Source organism: Asticcacaulis solisilvae (genome assembly GCF_052327315.1).
Lineage (GTDB): Bacteria > Pseudomonadota > Alphaproteobacteria > Caulobacterales > Caulobacteraceae > Asticcacaulis > Asticcacaulis solisilvae_B.
On the sequence record NZ_CP166196.1, the window covers coordinates 1338090 to 1357561 of the forward strand.

Consider the following 19472-nt stretch of genomic DNA (forward strand, 5'->3'; position numbering starts at 1 on the left):
AGGGTTGGGCGACAGTTCCAGGGACGGCGGATAATTTCTGACCGCTGCCTTTAGAAAATCTGTTTTGACCTAAATTCCGACAAATTGAATGTTGAATGCAGGTGCGAAAGCGACGACGCCGCGCAACCCATCCCCAGCCATTCAGTTACTTGCCGGAGCGTCATCACTCATGACCCACGCTGTTCTTTCACGCCGCGCCCTGCTGGGCGGGGCCACCCTCCTCGGTGCGGCCGCCCTTCTGCCCCTGTCCACCTTCGCCGCCGACGACGCGGCCTCGCCTTATGAGCAGGCCGTCCTTTGGGGCTATCCGCTGGTCGAGACCGGCCGCTATCTCAAGCTGTCGCAGGACAAGGGTTTCGGCTTCAACCAGTTCTATCTCAACGCCAGGCTGGCGACGCCGAGCCTCAAGGTCGCGGGGCCGAACATCGACACCATCTACGGCTTTGCGTGGCTCGACCTGTCGCGGGAGCCGGTGGTGCTGGACGTGCCGGACACGGCCGACCGTTACTATTCGATCCAGCTGATCGACGCCTACGAGAACGTCTTCGCCTATGTCGGCCGCCGCGAAACCGGGACGAAGGCCGGGACCTACGTCATCGCGCCGCCGGGCTGGACCGGCCAGGCGCCGGCAGGCGCCAGGGTGATCCAGTCGCCGACGGCGCTGGTCTTTGCGCTCACGCGGACCCTGGTGCGCGGTGAAAAGGATGCCGCCGTCGCCGCCGAACTTCAGAAGCACTATCGTCTCGCGCCCCTGTCGGGCTGGCCGTCGGCGGCGAAGGACGGCATCGTCAAGGACGACGTGCTGAACATCCTGCCGGTGCTCGACCTCGGCAGCGGGGGAGGGGCGGGCTTCTTCGACGAACTGAACGCCCTGGTGAAGGCCTATCCGCCGGCCGGCCAGGAGACCGTCAACTTCGCCAGACTGGCTCCGCTCGGCCTCGGCACGGACGCCTTTGCCGCCGGCAAGCCGTCCGATGCGGTGCTGGATGGCGCCTTGAAAAGCGCCCAGGCGAAAATCAAGGCGGCCAATGTCGCCGAGGTCGAGAACGGCTGGCGCGTCAACAGGCATATCACGCGCTTCATCCAGGATCCGGCTGAACGCGCCGCCAACAATGCCTATGGCCCGGGGGCGCATATCGCGGAGGAAGCGCTTTATTTCTCCGCGGTCGGCGATGCCGGCAACCAGCCTTTGTCGGGCGCCAATACCTACACCCTGACCTTCGCCAAGGGGCAGCTGCCGCCGGTCGATGCCTTCTGGTCGCTGATCCTCTACGGGCCCGACTTCTTCCTGGTCGACAATCCGCTCGACCGCTACGGCATCAACGACCGCACGCCGGGCCTCAAGCGCAACGCCGACGGGTCGCTGACCCTGGTGATCTCGCACGTGGCTCCGAAGGACAAGGCGAACTGGCTACCGGCGCCGGAGGGCAGGTTCCAGCTGCTGTTCCGCACCTACCAGCCCGGGCCGGCCCTGCTCGACGGCAGCTATAAGCTGCCGCCCTTGCAGCGCGCTTAAGGTCTGGCTGCCGGGACATCTGTCATGAACTTCCAGCAACTGCGCTTCGTGCGCGAGGCCGTGCGCCGCGACTTCAACCTGACCGAGGTCGGCAATGCGCTCTTCATGTCCCAGTCGGGGGTGAGCAAGCGCATCCGCGAGCTCGAGGACGAACTGGGCGTTGACATCTTCGTGCGCAAGGGCAAGCGCATCACCGGGCTGACGACGGCGGGACTGCATCTGATTCCAAAGGTCGAACGTATTCTCGATGAGGCCGAAGCGCTGCGGCGCTGCGCCAGGGGGCACCTTGGCGCAGCGCAAGGCCCGGGCTTCGACCACGTCAACGAATTGGGACTTCAGTGACACGCAGTTTCTGCAAGGCGCTACTTTGCTTCAGCGTCGCCTGGACGAGCGCCTGTGGCGCTCGCGCTGCCACAAGCGACGCCGCGATAGAAGAGATAGTGGTGCGTGGCCGGTCTGACCATCAGATCGGCAAGGCGGCCACGGCCAGCGAAGGCAGCGTGTCGGGCGACGAACTGGCGCTGCGGCCCTTGCTGCGTCCCGGTGAACTGCTCGAAGTCGTGCCGGGCCTGATGGTCACCCAGCATTCCGGCGGCGGCAAGGCCAACCAGTATTTCCTGCGCGGCTTTGACCTCGACCACGGTACGGATTTCTCGGTGCTGATCGACAACATGCCGATGAACCTGCCGTCGAACGGTCATGGCCAGGGTTATCTCGACGTCAACGGCCTTATCCCCGAGGCGGTCGAGCGCATCGATTACCGCAAGGGGCCGTATCGCGCGGACGGTGGCGATTTCAGCTTCGTCGGCCAGGCGCGGCTGACGACCCGCGATACCGTGCCGGCTTTCCTGACGGTCGAAAGCGGCAGCGGCAACTATGGCCGGCTTGTGCTGGGTGATTCCGGCAAGCTTGGCGGCGGCGATCTCCTGGGCCTGTTGCAGGTGAAGTCACAGGACGGGCCATGGACCTTGCCCGAACATTTCCGCAGCGTATCGGGCTTCGTCAAGTACAGCCGGCAGACACCGGCCGGCCTGCTGAAAATAAGCCTCTCCACCTATGACAGCCGGTGGCGTCCGACCGACCAGATCCCCGGGCGCGCCGTCGGCACGGTGCTGTCGAGCGCCTTCGATACGCTCGATCCCTGGCTGCGCGGCCATACCCGGCGCCAGATACTGACAGCCAACCTGTCGGGCGGCGACGCGCGCTCGGACTGGCATGTCGGCGCCTGGGCGCAAGCCTACGACTGGAGCCTGCTGTCGAACTTTACCTATTATCTCGATGATCCGGTCAACGGCGACGAAATCCGTCAGTTCGACAGGCGCACCAGCCTGGGCGGGAAGGCCGAACGCAGCGTGACCGCCTCGGACCGCTGGACCTTCACCTATGGGGCGCAGGCGCGCCTCGACGACATTCCCTCCGTCGGCCTTTGGCACACGAAAAACGGCGCCGACCGCGCGCTCGAATCGGAATTCGCCGTGCATGAAACGGCGCTGTCGGCCTATGGCGAAGGGCGGTTCAAGGCCGGCGACCATGTCGATATCACAGCCGGCCTGCGCGGCGACGCCTATGATTTCCGCACGGCCGCCAGGGGCGGTGCGGCCTGGAGCGGCAAGGTGTCCGATAGCCTGGTCTCGCCGAAATTGGGCATCAGCTACAGGTTCGGCGGGAGTGCGGCCCTCTACGCCAACTGGGGGCAGGGCTTCCACAGCAATGATGCCCGCGGCGTAACCAACCCGGCCGATCCCAGTCCCGGACTGGTCAAGGGCAGTTTCGACGAGATCGGCGGGCGTTACGAGCGGGGTTCGCTGCGCCTGGCCGCCGTGTGGTGGCGGAGCCATATCGACAGCGAGCTGGTCTATTCCGCCGACAGCGGCACGGTCGAGCCCGATGGCGCCGCGCGGCGTAAGGGCTATGAGATTTCCGCCTTCTGGAAGCCGGTGCGCCGGATCGATCTCGACGCCGTCTACGCGCGCAACGACGGGACGCTGGAAGACGAGCCCGCCGGTGCGGACGCCATTCCGGGCGCGGTGCGCGAAACCGGGGAACTGGGACTGACCTTCAGGGGCGCGCAGTGGGATATCGGGGGCCGTATCCGCTATCTCGGGCCGCGCGACCTGATCGAGGATCGTTCCGAGGTCGCAAAGTCGTCCACCCTGGTGAACCTGCGCGGCGCCTGGCACGCAACGGAACGCCTGGAGCTGTATGCGGAAATTCTCAATGCGTTCGACCGGCCGGCGCACGACATCGACTACTACTATGCCACGCGCCTGCCGGGCGAGCCGGCGGACGGCGTCGCGGACCGGACCTTCCATATGGCCGAGCCGCGCGAAATCCGCCTGGGGCTCAAGATCGGAATTTAGACAGTTCGCGCGGCGACGGCTTCTTGTATTCGGCCTTGTGGCCGTGATGCCGGTCGGCCTCGCCGCCGCCGCCCGACACGTGGCTGACGTGCAGTTCGGGCGGATCGGCCTTGTGCCTGTCGATCTCGGGCGGCTGTCTGGCGTTTTCGTGGGACGCGCCGGGGCCGCCCCAGCGCACGCTGTTCGGGGTCTTGGTCGACATGACTAGCGGTCCTGCTGATAGCCCTGGTGGTGGCTGTTGATATTGAGGTTGGCCTGCTGGCCGCGCCGGTCGGCATGGTCGCCGCCATCGGCATGATGCGGATCGGGATCGCGCGTGGCGCCATTGTTGCCCGGACCTTTATTGCTGCGGCTGGCGCGCGGAATGGGAGGAAGATGGCTCATGACATACCTCCTTGGCTGTTCCATGAGGCCGATGACCTTGCGCCCTTGGGCATAAGGATTCGGCCCCGGAGGCGGGTGAGGCGGCTAAAATGCGGTAAGGAAGCTTCTGTGCTTTGAAGCGTAAGTTAGCGCTGCGTAGATCTTCGCCCTCCCTGCGGAGCGGGGAGGGGGGACCGCCGAAGGCGGTGGGCGGGGTGGGACTGTTGCCGCGAGCGCCTTGGCTGGAATTTGAGCTTAAACTGTGGGCAACTATTCCTTGTCTTCTCAAGCAAGAGCCCCGCCCACCGCCTGACGGCGGTCCCTTCGCGGGCGAAAGCTATACTTTCGCCTCGCTCACCCCATAAATGGGGAGGGCGAAGCCATTCATTTCGGCTGTTAGCTAATTTACCGTATCGTCGTCCACGGTTTGCTCAGCAACGCCGCGCACGTAATCAGTCCCACAAGCGAATAGGTCTGCGGGAAATTGCCCCACAGTTCGCCGCTGTCGACCTTGACGTCCTCCGACAGAAGGCCGGAATGCGTCCGCCTGGCCAGCATGGCCTCGAACAGCTCGCGCGCCTCGGCCTCGCGGCCCTGAAGGTGCAGGGCCTCGATGTACCAGAAGGTGCAGAAGTTGAAGGCTGTTTCCGGCTCGCCGAAGTCGTCGGGCTCGACATAGCGGTATAGGTTGTCGCCCTTGCGCAACTGGCGCTCGACCTCGGCGAAGGTCGCGACGCAGCGCGGATCGTCGGGCGGCAAAAAGCCCAGCTCGAACAGTTGCAGCAGGCTGGCGTCGACCTCCTCGCCTTCGAACGAGCCGGCGAAATGGCCGCGGTCGGCGTTCCAGGCGCGGGTTTCGATGGCTTTCCGGATCGTGTCGGCGCGGTCCTGCCAGTAGCGACGGCGGTCTTCGCGGTCGAGCGCGGCGGCGGCATTGGCCAGCCGGTCGCACGCCGCCCAGCACATCAACGCGGAATAGGTGTGGACGCGCGCCCGGGTGCGGAACTCCCACAGGCCGGCGTCGGGCTGGTCGTGCATCTCGAAGGCGCGTTCGCCGACCGCCTCCAGCGCGTGGAAGTCCTCGAGCGTGCCGGGCCGCAAGAAACGCGCGTCGAAGAAGGATTGCACCAGGGGCAGGATCATCTGGCCGTAGACGTCGTGCTGGAAGTGCTCGTGCGCCTGGTTGCCGACGCGCACCGGGCCCATGCCGCGATAGCCGTTGAGGCCGGGGGCGAAGCGTTCTTCAAGCTCGGCTTCGAGGCCGACGCCGTACAGCGGCTGGACGTGGCCGCCGCGCGACAGGTCGACGAGGTTGCGCAAATAGACCAGATAGGATTCCAACATGTCGGCCGCGCCCAGCCGATTGAGCGCGCGCACGACGTAATAGGCGTCGCGGATCCAGCAGTAGCGATAATCCCAGTTGCGCTCGGTCCCCGGCGCCTCGGGCACCGAGGTCGTCATCGCCGCCACGATGGCGCCGGTTTCCTCATAGGCGCAGAGCTTGAGCGCGATGGCGGCGCGGATGACGGCCTCCTGCCATTCGAGCGGCAGGTAAAGGGTGCGCACCCAGGCCTGCCAATAGGCCGTGGTGCCGCGCAGCATGTGTTCGGCGTCGCTGAGCACGTCGCCCGGATAGGGCTCGTCCGGCCCGAGATGGAAGGCCAGCGGGCCTTCGAGGCGAAAGGCGTGTTCGTCGCGCACATAGGTCAGCGGCGCATTGGTGGTCAGCCGCATGGCGACCGTGCCGCAGTCGTAGCGGATGTGGCTGGAGCCGGCGCTGCTTCGGGCGCACAGCTCGCCCCAGTTGCCGGTTGGCCTCAGCTTCACGCGGATGCGCGGGTTGCCCGACAAGGGGCGGATCAGGCGGAAGAAGGCCCAGGGCCGGTAGATTCGGTTGAGGTTGTGCAGGCGCGGCGCGAAGTCGAGCAGTTCCGCGGTGTTGCCGTGGCGGTCGGCGAAGACGGTGCGCAGGATGGCGGTGTTGCGCACATAGGCCTGGTCCTCGATATCGCCGTCCTCGATCTCGACCGACCACAGGCCGGCTTCGCCCGCCCGATCACTCGCCTGGCCGCAGGCGGGGTCGAGCAGGGCGGAAAAGACCGGTTCGGCGTCGACGCGCGGACAGCACGCCCAGACGAAGCGGGCGCGGCGGTCGACCAGCGCCGTCGCCGCGCAATTGCCGATAGGGGCGAGGTCGAGCGTAGTGCGCGGCGTTTTCGCCTGCTGGCCCGATTTTGTCCGGTCGATTTCGGAAATCTGATCCATTGTGCACCGCCACAGTCACGAATTGCTGCCGATATCATCACGGATGCGGGAGCATCATTGAAATCATACAGCGGTATGTGATCACTATAGGGCGAAGATGTGGCGTTCACAAACAACAACGCCGGGTCTTTATAGGATTTTTATTTTTGAAGTATGGCTTCCTAATCTGTGAGCATTTGGCGTTTTACTTCGTAAATTCGCGATATGTCTTACGGCCCGAAGCCGGATCGGATGAAGGCTGTGGGGCACGACACGACACATGGCGGAATGACGCGAACGCTCAGGCTCGACGAAACCGCGCTGTTTCTCGACCTCGACGGGACGCTGGCGCCGTTCACCGCCCGGCCGGAAGATGTCGGGCCGGATGCCGCACGCAATGATCGCCTGCGGAGGCTGGCCGAACGCCTGGATGGCCGGCTGGCCGTGGTCAGCGGGCGCGGGATTGACGATCTCGACCGCATTCTCGAAGGTTCGGTCGCGGCCCTGGCGGGCATCCATGGCCTGCAAAGGCGCAATGGCGCCGCCGTGGTGGCGGCTGCGGCCCATGACCGGCTGGACGACGCGGTGCGCGAACTGCACGCCTTTGCAGACCGTGTTCCGGGCACGCAGATCGAGCTCAAGCCCCTGTCCGCCGTCCTGCATTATCGCAATGCGCCGGAGATAGAGGCCGAGGCGCGCGTCTTCGCCGACGCCCTGGCTGCCCGCACCGGCCTGAAACAACAGCGCGGATCGATGGTGATCGAGTTGCTGACGCCCGGCAGCGACAAGGGCGCGGCGATCCGCGCCTTCATGACCGAGGCGCCGTTCGCCGGCGCCGTTCCCGTTTTCGCGGGCGACGACCTGACCGACGAGGACGGCTTTCTCGCGGCGATCGCGCTCGGCGGCTTCGGAATTCTGGTCGGGCCGCCGCGTCCGACCTTCGCGGCCTTTCGTCTCGATGACGAAGCGGCCGTCCATGCCTGGCTCGACCAGGCCCTGACCCTGAATGCATTTGTACTGGAGGCCCCCGTTGAGCCGTCTTATCGTCGTATCTAACCGCGTCAATCCGCCGTCCGACACAGGCGTCGCCACCGCCGGCGGCCTGGCCATGGCGCTCGCTGCCGCCCTGCGCGACAACAAGGGCCTGTGGTTCGGCTGGAGCGGCCAGACGGTCGAGCAATATACCGGCCAGATCTCCATGCAGGTCGTGGGCGGCGTGACCGTGGCGCTGCTCGACCTCGAAGCGCAGGACCAGAACGAATATTACAACGGCTATGCCAACCGGACCCTGTGGCCGTTGTTCCACTATCGCCCGGACCTCGTCAGCTACGAGCGCAGCTTCGACGAGGGCTATGCCCGGGTGAATACGCGTTTTGCCGAGACCCTGCTGCCGCTGATCGGACCGGACGACGTCGTCTGGGTGCAGGACTATCACCTGATCCCGCTGGCGCGCGAACTCAGGGCGCGTGGCGTGAAGAACCGCATCGGTTTCTTCCTGCACATTCCGTGGCCGGCGCGGCGCATCCTCAACACCCTGCCGCACCACGACGACCTGGCGCAGTCCCTGTTCAGCTACGACCTCGTCGGTTTCCAGACCGAGGACGACGTTGACGCCTTCTCGGACTACATCGTCCACGACGTCCACGGGGTGGCGTCGCCCGACGGCCGCCTGGACGCCTATGGCAAGAGCATCCGCGTCAAGGCCTTCCCCATCGGCATCGACGCCGAGGACTTCGCCGAGACCCTGAAGAGCGAGCGGGCGACCCTGTTCCACCGCATGATGATCAAGAGTCAGCGCGGGCGCAAGATGCTGCTGGGCGTCGACCGGCTCGACTATTCCAAGGGATTGGAAGAACGCTTCAACGCCTTCGATACTTTTCTTTCCAATAATCCGGAAATGCACGAACACCTGTTCCTGCTTCAGATCGCGACGCGCTCGCGCGACGAAGTCGACGCCTACCAGGACCTGCGCAACCGGCTGGACAACCTGTCGGGCAAGATCAACGGCGCCTATTCGACAGTCGACTGGGTGCCGCTGCGCTATGTCAACAGGCCGTACCGCCGCGACGAGCTGGCGGGCATCTACCGCTCGGCCGATATCGGGCTGGTGACGCCCTTGCGCGACGGCATGAACCTGGTCGCCAAGGAGTATGTCGCCGCCCAGGACCCGAACAATCCGGGCGTGCTGGTGCTGTCGCAATTCGCGGGCGCCGCCGAGCACATGAAGGAGGCGCTGATCGTCAATCCGCTCAGCCGCGAGGACCTGTCGGAAGCCATTCATCGCGGCCTCAGCATGCCGCTGAAGGAGCGCAAGCGGCGCTGGGAAGGCCTGTATGACGACGTTAAGCGCAACGACGTCACGCGCTGGCGCGACGCCTATGTCCGCGAACTGACGGCGGCGGTTCCGGCGGAGGTCCGCACCGGCGAGCTTGCCGAAACATGATGCCGGGGCAGGGCTCCGGTACGGCATTTTTATTTCCCGGCTTTTACGAATGAAGGCATGGGCTGCGGGCGGGCCGTTATCGTGCCGCGAGCCGATCGCCCCTGTCCCCACGGATCGCACCATGGCCGTACATTCCGGAACCGATGCCGATTTGGCCGCCGTGCCGCGCCTTTACCGGGCAAGGCGCAGCCTGTTAAAGCCGTTGATGCTGACCGTCGTCGTGCTGGTCGCCGCCGCCGGGATCGGACTGGTGGCATGGTATCGCCCCGGCGTCAGCGACCTCAAGGCCTTGCTGGCCTTCCTCGACGCTTTGACGTCGGCGCACCCGGTGCGCTCGGCCGTGGTCTTCTTCGGGCTCAACCTCGCCGTCCTGGCGCTCAGCCTGCCGGTCGAAATCTTCTTCGGCCTGGCTGCCGGGGCCCTGTTCGGCGTCGTGGAAGGGACGGTGCTCGTCTCGTTCGCGTCCAGCATCGGGGCGCTGCTGGCCTTTCTGATGTCGCGCTTCCTGATGCGCGATTTCGTGGACCGGCATTTCCGCCGCCAGATCGACGCCGTCAATCGCGGCATGGAAGAGGACGGGTCCTTCTACGTCTTCTCGGTCCGGCTGCTGCCGCTGTTCCCGTTTTCGCTGACCAACATCCTGATGGGCCTGACCGAGGTCTCACCGGTCAGGTTCTACATCTTCAGCCAGTTGGGCATGCTTCCGGCGACCCTGATCTACGTCAATGCCGGCACGCAACTGGCGCAGATCGACCGCCTGTCCGACATCGTGTCCCCGCCGATGCTGGGCGCCTTCCTGCTGCTGGCGGTCTTTCCTTGGGCGGCCAAGGGCTTGATGAGCCTTTTGCGCCGGACCTAGGTTCAGATCAGACGGACACCCTCATCCAGGCCTATTTCCAGCCCTTGTCCCGCGCCGCCTTTTCAGCGTCGGCGTCGAAGGCGTCGCCAGTCATGCGATCCTGCGCCGCTGACATGATCAGCGGCGAGGCGGCCTGGCGGAATTCGGCCGTGCCTTCACTGCGCGCCAGGGCGTCGATGCGCCAGCCGTCGCGGCTCTTGCAGGCAAGACCGTCCGAGGCCTTCGTCGAGAAGGTCCGGCAGACCGCCCCCGCCTTGTCGCGGAAGGTCAGGCCGATGCGCGTGGCGCCGTCGTCCGACGCCAGTTGCGACGACAGGGCGTGCGCCAGCTGTCCCTGGGCCATCAGGCCGCCGGGAGCGGAGCGGAAATCGCCCGGGCTGTGCGTCAGGGCCAGGGCAATGCCGACACCCGCGACCAGGCAGGCGGCCATGGCGCCGATCTGCACGAAGACCTGCCGGCGCGCGCGAAACGCGTCGAGGCTGACGACGGGGGCGGGCGGGGCGGCGGCGGCCATAAGCCGTTCGGGCACGGGCTCTTCGGCGACCGGCGCGAACACGGCGAACAGGCTGTCGCGCAGATGGCGGTGCGCGGCGATGGCTTCGGCGATCGCCGGATCGGCTTTCGCGGCCGTTTCGACGGCGGCTGCCGCTTCGGCGCCGAGTTCGCCGTCGACATAAGCAACGATGGTTTCGGATTCGATCATCGCAGACCTCCTAATCTCGCCAGCAGGGCTTCGCGGCCGCGTGTCAGGCGGCTGGACAGGGTGCCGATGGCGACGTCGAGGATCTCGGCCGCCTCGGCATAGGACAGGCCTTCGACGCATATCAGCGCGATCGCCGTTCTTTGGTCCTCGGGCAGATCCTGCATGGCCATCTCAACCTCCTGCAACTGGCGGCGCGCCTCGTACGCTTCCGCGCCGGCGCCGCCCACCGTGTCCCCGTCCTCCGACGGGGCGAAAATACGGTCGCGGCGCTGGCGGCCGCGGACCTCGTCGATCCAGGCGTTCTTCACCACCTTGAACAGCCAGCTGTCGAGCCGCGTGCCGGGCTGGAACTGGTCCAGGCTCTTCAGGGCGCGCTCGACCCCGGCCTGGACCGCGTCGTCGGCGTCGCTTGCGTTGCCGGTCAGCGCGCGCGCAAAACGGCGCAGGCGCGGCAGCAGCGCGACGATTTCAGAGCGGGTTTGCCGGGTGTCGATGGGCGAACTCCTGTGACCTCAACGCGCGGGCGCGGGCCTTTTCTTCGTAGCGGCGAAATTTTTTTGCAGCAAGTCCGGCGTCAGGCGCGTTACATAGGCGTCACGGAGTCTTTCATGAAGGCCTTTGTTCTCATATCCGCGCTTTTGCTGGCCGCCGGTCCCGCCAGCGCCCAGCTGGGCGGCCATCTTGAAAACCGTCTGGGCAATCTGACAGGCAACCTGCCGTCCTTGCCCGTGGTGCGCGATGTCACGGGCGCGGTCGACCGGACGCTCGACGGCACGCTCGACCGCGTGTCCGGCCTGGCGTCGCAGCGGCTCGACACCGTGCGCGACCTGGTGGCGCAGCATCGCGACGTGCTGGAGCAAAGCCCGCAGGGCGACCTGATCGTGCGGCATGAGATCGTCGCCACGGCGCCTTCGGACGCGGCCCTGGCCGCCGCAAAGGCCGCGGGCTTCACCGTCACGCGCACCGACACGCTGGAAAACCTGGGGCTGAGCGTCGTCGTGCTGGCGGCGCCGAAAGGTGTATCGACCAATGACGCCCTGCGCCGGCTGAAAAAGCTCGATCCCGACGGTGTCTACGATTTCAACGACATCTATCTCGGCTCGCAGTCGGCGTCGGCGCCCGGCGGTGGCAGCGTCAACGGCGCGGGCGGCGGGCGCGTCGGGCTGATCGACAGCGGCGTCGACACCGGCCATCCGGCGTTCCAGGGCGCGCGCATCACGCAGAAGGGCTTTGCCGGAGCGCCGCAGCCCGGCGAGCACGGCACGGAGACCGCGTCGCTGCTGATCGGCCGCGCCGATGGGTTTGCCGGCGCTGCGCCGGGCGCGGACCTTTACGTCGCCGATGTCTATTGCAATGCGCCGACCGGCGGTTCGACCCCGGCCATCCTCCAGGCGCTCGACTGGATGGCGAAGGAACGCGTGGCCGTGGTCAATATCAGCCTGGTCGGGCCGTCCAACGCGCCGATGAAGGCGGCGGTCGCCGCCATGGTGGCGCGCGGGCACCTGATCGTCGCGGCGGTCGGCAATGACGGACCGGCGGCCAAACCGCTCTATCCGGCGGCCTTTGACGGCGTGATCGGCGTCACCGCCATCGACCGCAGGAATCATGTGCTGCCGGAAGCCGGGCGCGGGCCCCAGGTTAAATTCTCAGCCCCGGGGGCGGATATTTCGGCGGCCCGGCCAGGCGGATACGCCGCTGTGCGCGGCACGTCGTTCGCCGCGCCGATCGTCGCCGGCCTGTTGTCGCGGCAGCTGAGGGACCCCGATCCGGCCAGGGCGCGGGCGGCGGTAGAGGCCTTGGCCGCCAGCGCCCAGGACCTTGGCGTCAAAGGCCTGGACACGACCTACGGCAACGGCCTGGTCGGCGCTGACATCCGGCCCCAGGCCCCGCCGAAGTCGAAAAAGTAGAAAAATTTCGCGAGGGCCGGAGAAAATCCGCGAGCCCCGTCGTTGTCCCCAATGTGAGCCGGTGAGATTGGCTGAACCCTGGGAGACATGAACATGAAGACGAAGATTTTCCTGACGACTTTTGCCGTGGCCTCGCTTTTGGCCGTGTCCGCCAATGCGCAGCTGCTGGGCGGCGGCGGTGGTGGTGGCGGCGGTCTTGGTGGCGGTTTGGGCGGCGCGCTCGGTGGCGGCATGGGGGGCGGCATGAGCGGCCAGGGCGGTGGCGGCCTGGGTGGACTCGGCGGCTCGATGAGCGGCAGGGGCGACGGGTCCTTCGGCGCTCCGGATGCCTTCGGTTCGGCCCGCGATACGGCGCGCCAGACGACCGACAGCGCGCGCAACCAGGCCCGCGAGCAAGCCCGTGAAGCGGCCCGTCAGGCGCAGCAGCCGGTGACCGCCTCGGGTTCGGGCTCCGCCGCCGGTAATGCCACGGGTTCGCTGTTCGGCCACGGCGCGGGCGCCGCGGGCAATGGCAATGCCGCCGGATCGGCGACGGTCGACGCCAGCGGCGCCGGCAATACGGTGGCCGGAGCGCGTAACCAGGCCCGCAGCGGCCTTTCGGCGGCGCGCGGCTTTGCAAACGGCACGGCCGGCGATGCGCGCGGAGTCGCCAATGCTGCCGGAAATGCCGGCGTCGACGGCGGCGTGACGGGTACGGGCAGCGCCAATGCCGGCACCGGCGGCCTTTCGGGCAACGGTTCGGGCTCGGCCAGCGTCAACACTTCGGGTGTCGGCAATACGGCTTCGGCCGCGGCCGGGGCGGCGCGCAACGGCGTCCACAGGGCTGGCGCCGCCGCCCGTTCGGCGGCCGGCAGCGTGTCGGTGCCGTCCTCGCCCGTTTCGGCTTCGGTATCGGGTTCGGCCAATGCCGGAGGGACGGGTTCCGTCCAGTAACGCGTAAATTTAAGTCCACAACGCAGACTTACGGGCGCCTTGCCCCCAGGCGCCCGTTTTTTTTATGGCTTGCGCCATACCTTGACGTAGTCGACGAACATGTCGATGGGGCCCGTCGCCACGGCGGCTTCATCGAACAGAAGCTGCAGGCTGACCAGCATGAACATTGGCGTGTCGAATTCGGGCTGAAGCGGAATGCGCTTATATTCCACCCGGTCATAGTAGATGATGATCCATTGGTCGGTGATCATGACGCCGTGCGTATGCCAGTTGCCGTCGCCGAGAGTGGGCACGGTGCTGTAGCAACCGGCGCTCCACGGCGAGACAAGTAGCGCATTGGCAGGCGGTTTGGCGGCGGGGCGCAGGTGAATGGTGGAATGATGGCCGCGCGGGTCATTGCCCGGGTAGTATTCGATGACGTCGATTTCAGCTTTCGGCCGGGTGGTGTCGGTGAAGAAGGTCTTGCTGTACAGCCAGAAGGCCGGCCATGCGCCCAGCGTGCCCTTTACCGGCAGCTTGCAGCGAATTTCGAAATAGCCGCGGCGTTGCGAGAAGCCTGAGCCGGCATAGTCGCAGGTCTGCATATGGCCGGTCTGCCAGGCGCCGTCGACCTGCTCGCAACGGATGCGCAGGCTTCGGTTGACGATGGCGAAGGGGCTGACCTTTTCAAGCGGGCTGGCAAACCGGGCCGCGCCGCTGGTGGCGTGGATCGGGGCGTACCAGGGACCGCCTGCGCCGTTGACAGTGATCTGACGCAAGGAATCCGGGACGGAAAAGCCGCTGTCGAACGTCTTTATGAACCCGGTGAGGTCGAGCGCCGGGCCTATGGCCTCGGTCCAGGTCGTGGCGGCCAGGCGCGCCTGGGTGGCCGCGATCGCGGTCGTCAAGGCCGATGTGGAGACGCTGGCGCCGGAAGACGAGGATGCGGAACTGGCGGTCGCCGCGCCGGTCGCTACGATACGGGGGGCTGTGGTGGCGCTTACCTGTGGCGTGATCGCGCTGCCGCCGGTTTCGCCGCCGCAGGCGCTGAGGAAGGGGACGGCAAGACTGGCCCCGGCGGCGCCCAAAAAGCCGCGGCGGGAGGTGACTGAGGGTTTTACTGACATGGTACTCTACGCAAAACAGGGGGACGCAAGCGGACGGGCATGGCGCGTCCGGACACTGGGGTTCACGCAGCGGGAGCGCCGCCGCGCGGGTGAAGATATGAAGGGTGGTGGCCGGCGCCTTGGGCAGGCGCCGGAATAGTCGCAGCCGGACCCGGTTCGCCCTGACCGGTTCGGTGGCGTGAAGGCCTTATTTTGAAGGACCTTCCGGGCATGGACGGTAGCCGGATGCTCTTAAGGCGTGATTAAGTGGCGGGGTAAATGCGCCGTTATGCACGCTTGTGGCGATCTGGGGCGGCATATGACGAAAAAGGTGGGCGCCTCGCGACGCCCGCCTCCGAAAATCAGGTCCGCTGCCAGGCCCGGACATAGTCGACATACAGGTCGATCGGGCCGGTCGCCTGGGCGGCTTCGTCGGGAAGGAGCGCCAGGCTGACCATCATGAACATGGGCACGTCGAATTCCGCCAGCAGCGGGATGCGCTTGATCTCCACCCGGTCGAAATAGACGATGATCCAGCTGTCGGTGATTTCGACGCCGTGCGTGTGCCAGTCGCCGTCGGCCAGGGCGTCGAGCCCGCTATAGCAGCTGGTCGTCCAGTCCGAGGTGACGACGTCGCCGGCCTGCGGCGTCAGGCCCGGACGCAGGTGCAGGGCAGAATGCTGGCCACGCGGGTCGTTGCCTGGATAGTATTCGATGATGTCGAGTTCGGCACGCAGCTTGGTGGTGTCGGTATAGACGCTCTTGCTGTACATCCAGAAGGCCGGCCAGGCGCCCAATGTGCCGTTGGCCGGCATTTTGGCGCGCAGCTCGAAATAGCCGCGGCGCTGCGAAAAGCCCGAACCGGCCAGGTCGCAGGTCTGCATATGGCCGGACTGCCAGGCGCCGTTCACCTGCTCGCAACGGATACGTAAGCGTCCGTTGTCGATGGCGAAGGGGGAGACGGCATCGAGCGGGCTGGCGAAATGCGCCGAGCCGTAGTCGGCGTGAATGGGGGCGTACCACGGGCCGCCTGCGCCGTTGACGGTGATCTTCCTGAGGTCGTCGCTGCTCGAAAAGGTCGAGTCGAAGGTCTGCACAAGGCCGGCGGTGTTGAGGGCGGGGCCGGTGGCCTTGGTCCAGGCCAGGGCCGACAGCGTGGCGGAGGTCGTGGCGGCGGGACCGGCGTTCGTCGAGGACGAAGCGCTGGAACTGGCGCTCGAGCTGTCGCTGCTCGACGACGAAGACGACGAATTGGCGGCCAGGCCGACCGTGGGGGTGACATTGGCCGCGGCGGCGACCGAGGTCCCGCCGCTGCTTCCGCCACCGCTTCCGCCGCCACAGGCGGCGACAAGCGGGGTGAGGGCGGCGGCGCCGGCAAGGCTCAGGAACTTGCGGCGCGAGGATACGACAGTGTTGTCTGACATACTTTTTGCACAACGGGGCGGGCGTTTTGCCCGGCTTTGGAGACACGAGGGGGCGTATGGCGCTTGAGGTCTCAAGCGCGCGGGGGCGGAGCAGATGTGTTGAGTTGGCTTCCGCGACGGTCAGGGCGCGAAAGTGTGCACGGCGGCTGCAAAGCCCGGCCTCTGGCCAGCATCACCTATGTGGACCGCCTTACCTCTGGCGGCCTTCTTGCGATCACTGTAGCGCAAGACTCTTAAAGTGGCGTTTAAGATGAATATTTTTGCTTGACAGAATATTGTTTTTATGGGTTAGCGCGCCGTTAACCAAAAAAAATCCCGCCAATCCCCGGGAGGGACGGCGGGAGCGGCGGACGTTGGGAAAGCGGAACCACCAGTAAATCAAAGAAAAAAGTCCCGCCGCCACGTGACCGGCGGCGGGACGAGCGAGCCCGGCGCGCTTCGGGCGCCAGGCGCTGAGGGGCTCGCGGCCAAGGAAAGCAGGCCGCGCTCCGGGAAGTTCGGGAACTTAGTACTGGTAACGGACGCCCAGCAGCACGGTCCGCCCGGTATGGACGTAATCCAGCGGCGCATTGCTATCCACATTGCCGAAGGTCTGGCTGTTGTAGACGTTGAAGCGGTCGTCATACTGGTCCGTCAGGTTCAGGGCCTGGAGGGTGATGACGAACGACTTGCTGACCGACCAGGTCGCCTGGGCGTCGACATTGAAGGTCTTGTTCTTGCCCTGGAAGTCGGCGTTGTTGCCGGGCTTGATCGCGCTGAGATAGCCAGCGCGATAGGCCGCCGAGATCCGCGCCGAGAACTGGTCGTTCTCGTAGAACAGGGTGGCGTTGTAGGCGTCCGGCGACATGTTGAGCAGGTTGTTGCGCGTCGTGCCGGTCGTCGTCAGATAGGTGATCTGCGAGTCGACATGGGTGTAGTTCAGGATGCCGCCCAGGCCGTTGAACGGCTTCGGCAAGGCGGTGAACGTCTTCTGCAGATTGATCTCATACCCCTTGAGCGCCCCGCCCGGCGTCGTGACCGGCGACGACACGACAAACGGCGTGTCCGCGTCGACGTTGAACGGCGTGCCCAGCGACAAGTCGAAACCCAGCGTGCCGTAGGGGGCCGTGCGCGACAGGGTCTGGATGTAGGTCTTGATGTCCTTGTAGAACAGGCCCAGCGAGAACAGCGAGTCCTTGTCGGGATACCATTCGAAGTTCAGGTCGTAGTCGTTAGACCGCGTCGGATCGAGATACGGGTTTCCGCCCGTATAGGACCGGCCCGTGAAGTTGATCGTCCCGCCCGGCGTCAGCGCCGCCAGCAGCGGCCGCGCCATGTCCTTGGCCGCGGCGAAGCGGATCAGGAAGTCGGGGGCCGGTTCCGCCGTCACGGTTAGCGACGGCAGGGTGTCCTTGTACTGGCGCTCGATCGCCACATAGTGGGTGGCGTCGATGAAGCCCGAGGTCGACTGATGCGTCACGACATAGCGCACGCCGACATTGCCGCGCACCGGAATGCCCAGCACGTCGTGCTTGAAGTCGAGCTGGATATAGCTGCCATTGTCGGTTTCGGCGGCGTCCTGGTTGTTGCCGCGCGAGCCGCCCGTGTTCGACAGGGTCCAGTCGCCATAGGTCGGATCGACGCAATTGCAGTCGAAATGCAGCGCGGTCTTGATGGCCTGGAAGTTCGGGATCAGCCAGGTCTGGCCGCCCGTGGCCAGGCTTTGCGTCTGGGTGAACTGGGCCAGGTTGGCGTTGATATAGGTGGCGGCCGCCGGCGTGATGTTTTCACCGTAGGTCGCCGTCGAGCGGCGGTATTCGAAGGTGTGGAAGCCGAAATCCTTGCGGTTGACGCCGAACTTCAGGTGATAATTGTCCGAGAAGCCGTAGTCGAAATCGAGGCTGAGCGTGCCGAAGCTGTCGATCGTGCGGTTCGGGCGCACGCGGACCAGCGAGGCGTCGCCCTTGGCGGTCGACGACGACACCTGCCAGTAACAGGCCTGGGCGACCGTACAGCCGCCGACCGTGCCATAGTTGAAGACCGGCGCGTTCGGGTTGGTATAGTCGTAGGAATAGCCCTGCACGTCGTAGGCGTCGAGCGTCAGCGTCGTCTGCTCGGGATTGTCCTGCACCGAGGTCGAGTGGCCGATGAAGGCCTTGAGCCGCAGCTTGTCGCCGATATTCTGGTTGACCGTCAGGTTGACCTGCTGGAACCTGGTATCCAGGTTGTCGTGGCGGTTTTCCGAACGGACATCGACATTGTTGAAGCTGGCCTTGGAAATCTCGCCCTTCGGATTGATCGTGTAGTTGTAGATGTCGGTCTTGGGCGTGCCCTGGCCGGCGCGGCTGAACGAGATGACCTCAAGGTACTGTTCGTCCCGGTTGGCCTTGAAATCCGAGAACAGGCTGTCCAGCGTCACCAGCGTATCGGCGCTTGGGCGCCACTGGATCGAGGCGGTGGCCCCCAGCCGGCCTTCGTCATAGGCGAGATGGCCGTAACGCGGAATGCGCGGGTGCAGCGCCTTGGTGACGTCGAGCGCGGCCCCGGAAAGGTCGCTCAAGGTTCCGCCGGGATTGCCGGGCGTCGTGGCGGCGGGCGTCGGCGCGATCGGTGTGAAGGTCAGCCCGCCGTCGGTCGATACCGAGTGGAAGCGGTTGGCCGAGGTCTGGGCGTCGGTCGAGCCGTTTTCCCAGCGCGTGGTCGACGGACCCTCTTCATACTTGTCGTTGGTGCTCCAGGCGACCGAGACCAGCGCCCCCAGCTTGCCGCCGAACCAGCGGTCGGACACCATGAAGGTCGTGCGCGGATTGGTCTTCTTCGACAGGTCGTTATACTGGACCTGGGCGGACGCCGCGGCGGTGAAGCCCTTGTAGTCGAAGGGGTGAGGCGTCTGCAGGTCGACGGTCGCGCCCAGCGCGCCTTCCTCGGTTTCGGCCGACGACGCCTTGCGCACGGTGATCGACTGGAACAGCTCGGCGGCGAAGACGTTGAAATCGAAGCCACGGTCGCGGTTGGTGCCGCCCGACGAATCGCGGCCGCCTGTCGTGGCCAGGGCCTCCATGCCGTTCAGGCGCACGCGGGTAAAGCCTGGGCCCAGGCCGCGCACGGTGATGGTCCGGCCTTCGCCGGCGTCGCGGTCGATCGACACGCCGGGAATGCGCTGGATCGATTCCGACAGGTTGTTGTCGGGGAACTTGCCGATGTCTTCCGCCTTGATGACGTCGACGATCGAATTGTCCTTTTTCTTGGCCTGGACGGCGCTTTGCAGGCTGCCGCGGAAGCCGCGCACCACGACGACATCGTTGTCGGCGGGTTTGGCGGGGGCGGGGGCGGTTTGGGCCCCGGCCTGCGTTGCGAATCCGGCTGCCAGAAGCGCCAGAATCGAGACGCCCGTGAAAAAGGGCGCACGTCGGCGTTCGGGCGCAGAGGCGCGCCCGGTGAAAGCGGTGGTCATGAAATACTCCCTCTATGGGCCGGCGCGATGGCCGGTCCCTTTTCTGTTATTGGTTTCGCAGGCGGCCCATGATATATGATACCGGTGTCATTGAGGTTTTGAGAGAAACCGCGTCACGGCTTGAAGACCGAAGACGCGAAACGCCGGTGTCATTGTACGCTGGGGCAGTGGCTACGAATGTGAAACAGCGTATCGAATATGC

General features: G+C 65.8%; 16 protein-coding genes. 8 read left to right on the plus strand and 8 right to left on the minus strand.

Annotation, left to right across the window (positions count from 1 at the left end; genetic code table 11):
* Window positions 1-169 precede the first annotated feature (169 nt).
* From AB8717_RS06105 to AB8717_RS06115, 3 genes are all read left to right on the plus strand, one after another.
* Entirely contained in the window at window positions 170-1516 is a 1347-nt protein-coding gene (locus AB8717_RS06105; protein ID WP_443750148.1) for a DUF1254 domain-containing protein, read from the plus strand.
* A 24-nt stretch (window positions 1517-1540) separates the two neighbouring features.
* Window positions 1541-1858, plus strand: a complete 318-nt coding sequence (locus tag AB8717_RS06110; RefSeq protein WP_443750149.1) for a LysR family transcriptional regulator — start codon at window positions 1541-1543, stop codon at window positions 1856-1858.
* 101 nt (window positions 1859-1959) lie between these two features.
* On the plus strand, window positions 1960-3876 hold the full coding sequence (locus tag AB8717_RS06115; RefSeq protein ID WP_443750150.1) for a TonB-dependent receptor: 1917 nt from the start codon (window positions 1960-1962) through the stop codon (window positions 3874-3876).
* Here AB8717_RS06115 and AB8717_RS06120 read toward each other — a convergent pair.
* The 3 genes from AB8717_RS06120 to AB8717_RS06130 form a co-directional block, all read right to left on the minus strand.
* Window positions 3860-4078, minus strand: coding sequence for a hypothetical protein (locus tag AB8717_RS06120; protein WP_443750151.1), 219 nt, complete (start codon window positions 4076-4078; stop codon window positions 3860-3862). The genes AB8717_RS06115 and AB8717_RS06120 overlap by 17 nt on opposite strands.
* Window positions 4079-4080: 2 nt before the next feature.
* Window positions 4081-4260 carry a hypothetical protein gene (locus AB8717_RS06125; protein ID WP_443750152.1) on the minus strand — a complete coding sequence of 60 codons (180 nt, stop codon included), beginning with the start codon at window positions 4258-4260 and terminating at the stop codon, window positions 4081-4083.
* Window positions 4261-4644: 384 nt separating this feature from the next.
* The gene (locus AB8717_RS06130; RefSeq protein ID WP_443750153.1) at window positions 4645-6504 is read right to left on the minus strand and encodes a glycoside hydrolase family 15 protein; all 1860 of its coding nucleotides are present in this window, start codon (window positions 6502-6504) and stop codon (window positions 4645-4647) included.
* A 231-nt stretch (window positions 6505-6735) separates the two neighbouring features.
* Here AB8717_RS06130 and otsB point away from each other — a divergent pair, with 231 nt between their 5' ends.
* From otsB to AB8717_RS06145, 3 genes are all read left to right on the plus strand, one after another.
* Window positions 6736-7539 carry a trehalose-phosphatase gene (otsB, locus tag AB8717_RS06135; protein ID WP_443750154.1) on the plus strand — a complete coding sequence of 268 codons (804 nt, stop codon included), beginning with the start codon at window positions 6736-6738 and terminating at the stop codon, window positions 7537-7539.
* Window positions 7514-8926, plus strand: a complete 1413-nt coding sequence (gene otsA / locus AB8717_RS06140) for an alpha,alpha-trehalose-phosphate synthase (UDP-forming) (RefSeq protein ID WP_443750155.1) — start codon at window positions 7514-7516, stop codon at window positions 8924-8926. The genes otsB and otsA overlap by 26 nt, the downstream gene beginning before the upstream one ends.
* A gap of 121 nt (window positions 8927-9047) precedes the next feature.
* Entirely contained in the window at window positions 9048-9785 is a 738-nt protein-coding gene (locus AB8717_RS06145) for a TVP38/TMEM64 family protein (RefSeq protein ID WP_443750156.1), read from the plus strand.
* A gap of 31 nt (window positions 9786-9816) precedes the next feature.
* On the opposite strand, the gene AB8717_RS06150 is transcribed toward AB8717_RS06145, so the two are convergent.
* Together AB8717_RS06150 and AB8717_RS06155 are read right to left on the minus strand one after the other, a co-directional pair.
* Window positions 9817-10488 carry a hypothetical protein gene (locus tag AB8717_RS06150; protein WP_443750157.1) on the minus strand — a complete coding sequence of 224 codons (672 nt, stop codon included), beginning with the start codon at window positions 10486-10488 and terminating at the stop codon, window positions 9817-9819.
* Complete coding sequence (locus AB8717_RS06155; RefSeq protein WP_443750859.1) at window positions 10485-10982, minus strand: RNA polymerase sigma factor; 498 nt, start codon at window positions 10980-10982, stop codon at window positions 10485-10487. The genes AB8717_RS06150 and AB8717_RS06155 overlap by 4 nt, the downstream gene beginning before the upstream one ends.
* A gap of 114 nt (window positions 10983-11096) precedes the next feature.
* Between AB8717_RS06155 and AB8717_RS06160 the strand changes: the two genes are divergently transcribed.
* Entirely contained in the window at window positions 11097-12395 is a 1299-nt protein-coding gene (locus AB8717_RS06160; protein WP_443750158.1) for a S8 family serine peptidase, read from the plus strand.
* Window positions 12396-12488: 93 nt separating this feature from the next.
* Window positions 12489-13328 (plus strand): hypothetical protein, encoded by an 840-nt coding sequence (locus AB8717_RS06165; RefSeq protein ID WP_443750159.1) that lies wholly within the window; start codon window positions 12489-12491, stop codon window positions 13326-13328.
* A 62-nt stretch (window positions 13329-13390) separates the two neighbouring features.
* Here the strand turns inward: AB8717_RS06165 and AB8717_RS06170 are convergent, their stop codons facing one another.
* The 3 genes from AB8717_RS06170 to AB8717_RS06180 all read right to left on the minus strand — a co-directional run bounded on the left by AB8717_RS06170 (window position 13391) and on the right by AB8717_RS06180 (window position 19270).
* Complete coding sequence (locus tag AB8717_RS06170) at window positions 13391-14434, minus strand: glycoside hydrolase family 16 protein (RefSeq protein WP_443750160.1); 1044 nt, start codon at window positions 14432-14434, stop codon at window positions 13391-13393.
* 341 nt (window positions 14435-14775) lie between these two features.
* A complete protein-coding gene (locus tag AB8717_RS06175; RefSeq protein WP_443750161.1) occupies window positions 14776-15837 on the minus strand; it encodes a glycoside hydrolase family 16 protein in 1062 nt (353 codons plus the stop codon).
* 505 nt (window positions 15838-16342) lie between these two features.
* Window positions 16343-19270 carry a TonB-dependent receptor gene (locus AB8717_RS06180; protein WP_443750162.1) on the minus strand — a complete coding sequence of 976 codons (2928 nt, stop codon included), beginning with the start codon at window positions 19268-19270 and terminating at the stop codon, window positions 16343-16345.
* Window positions 19271-19472 lie beyond the last annotated feature (202 nt).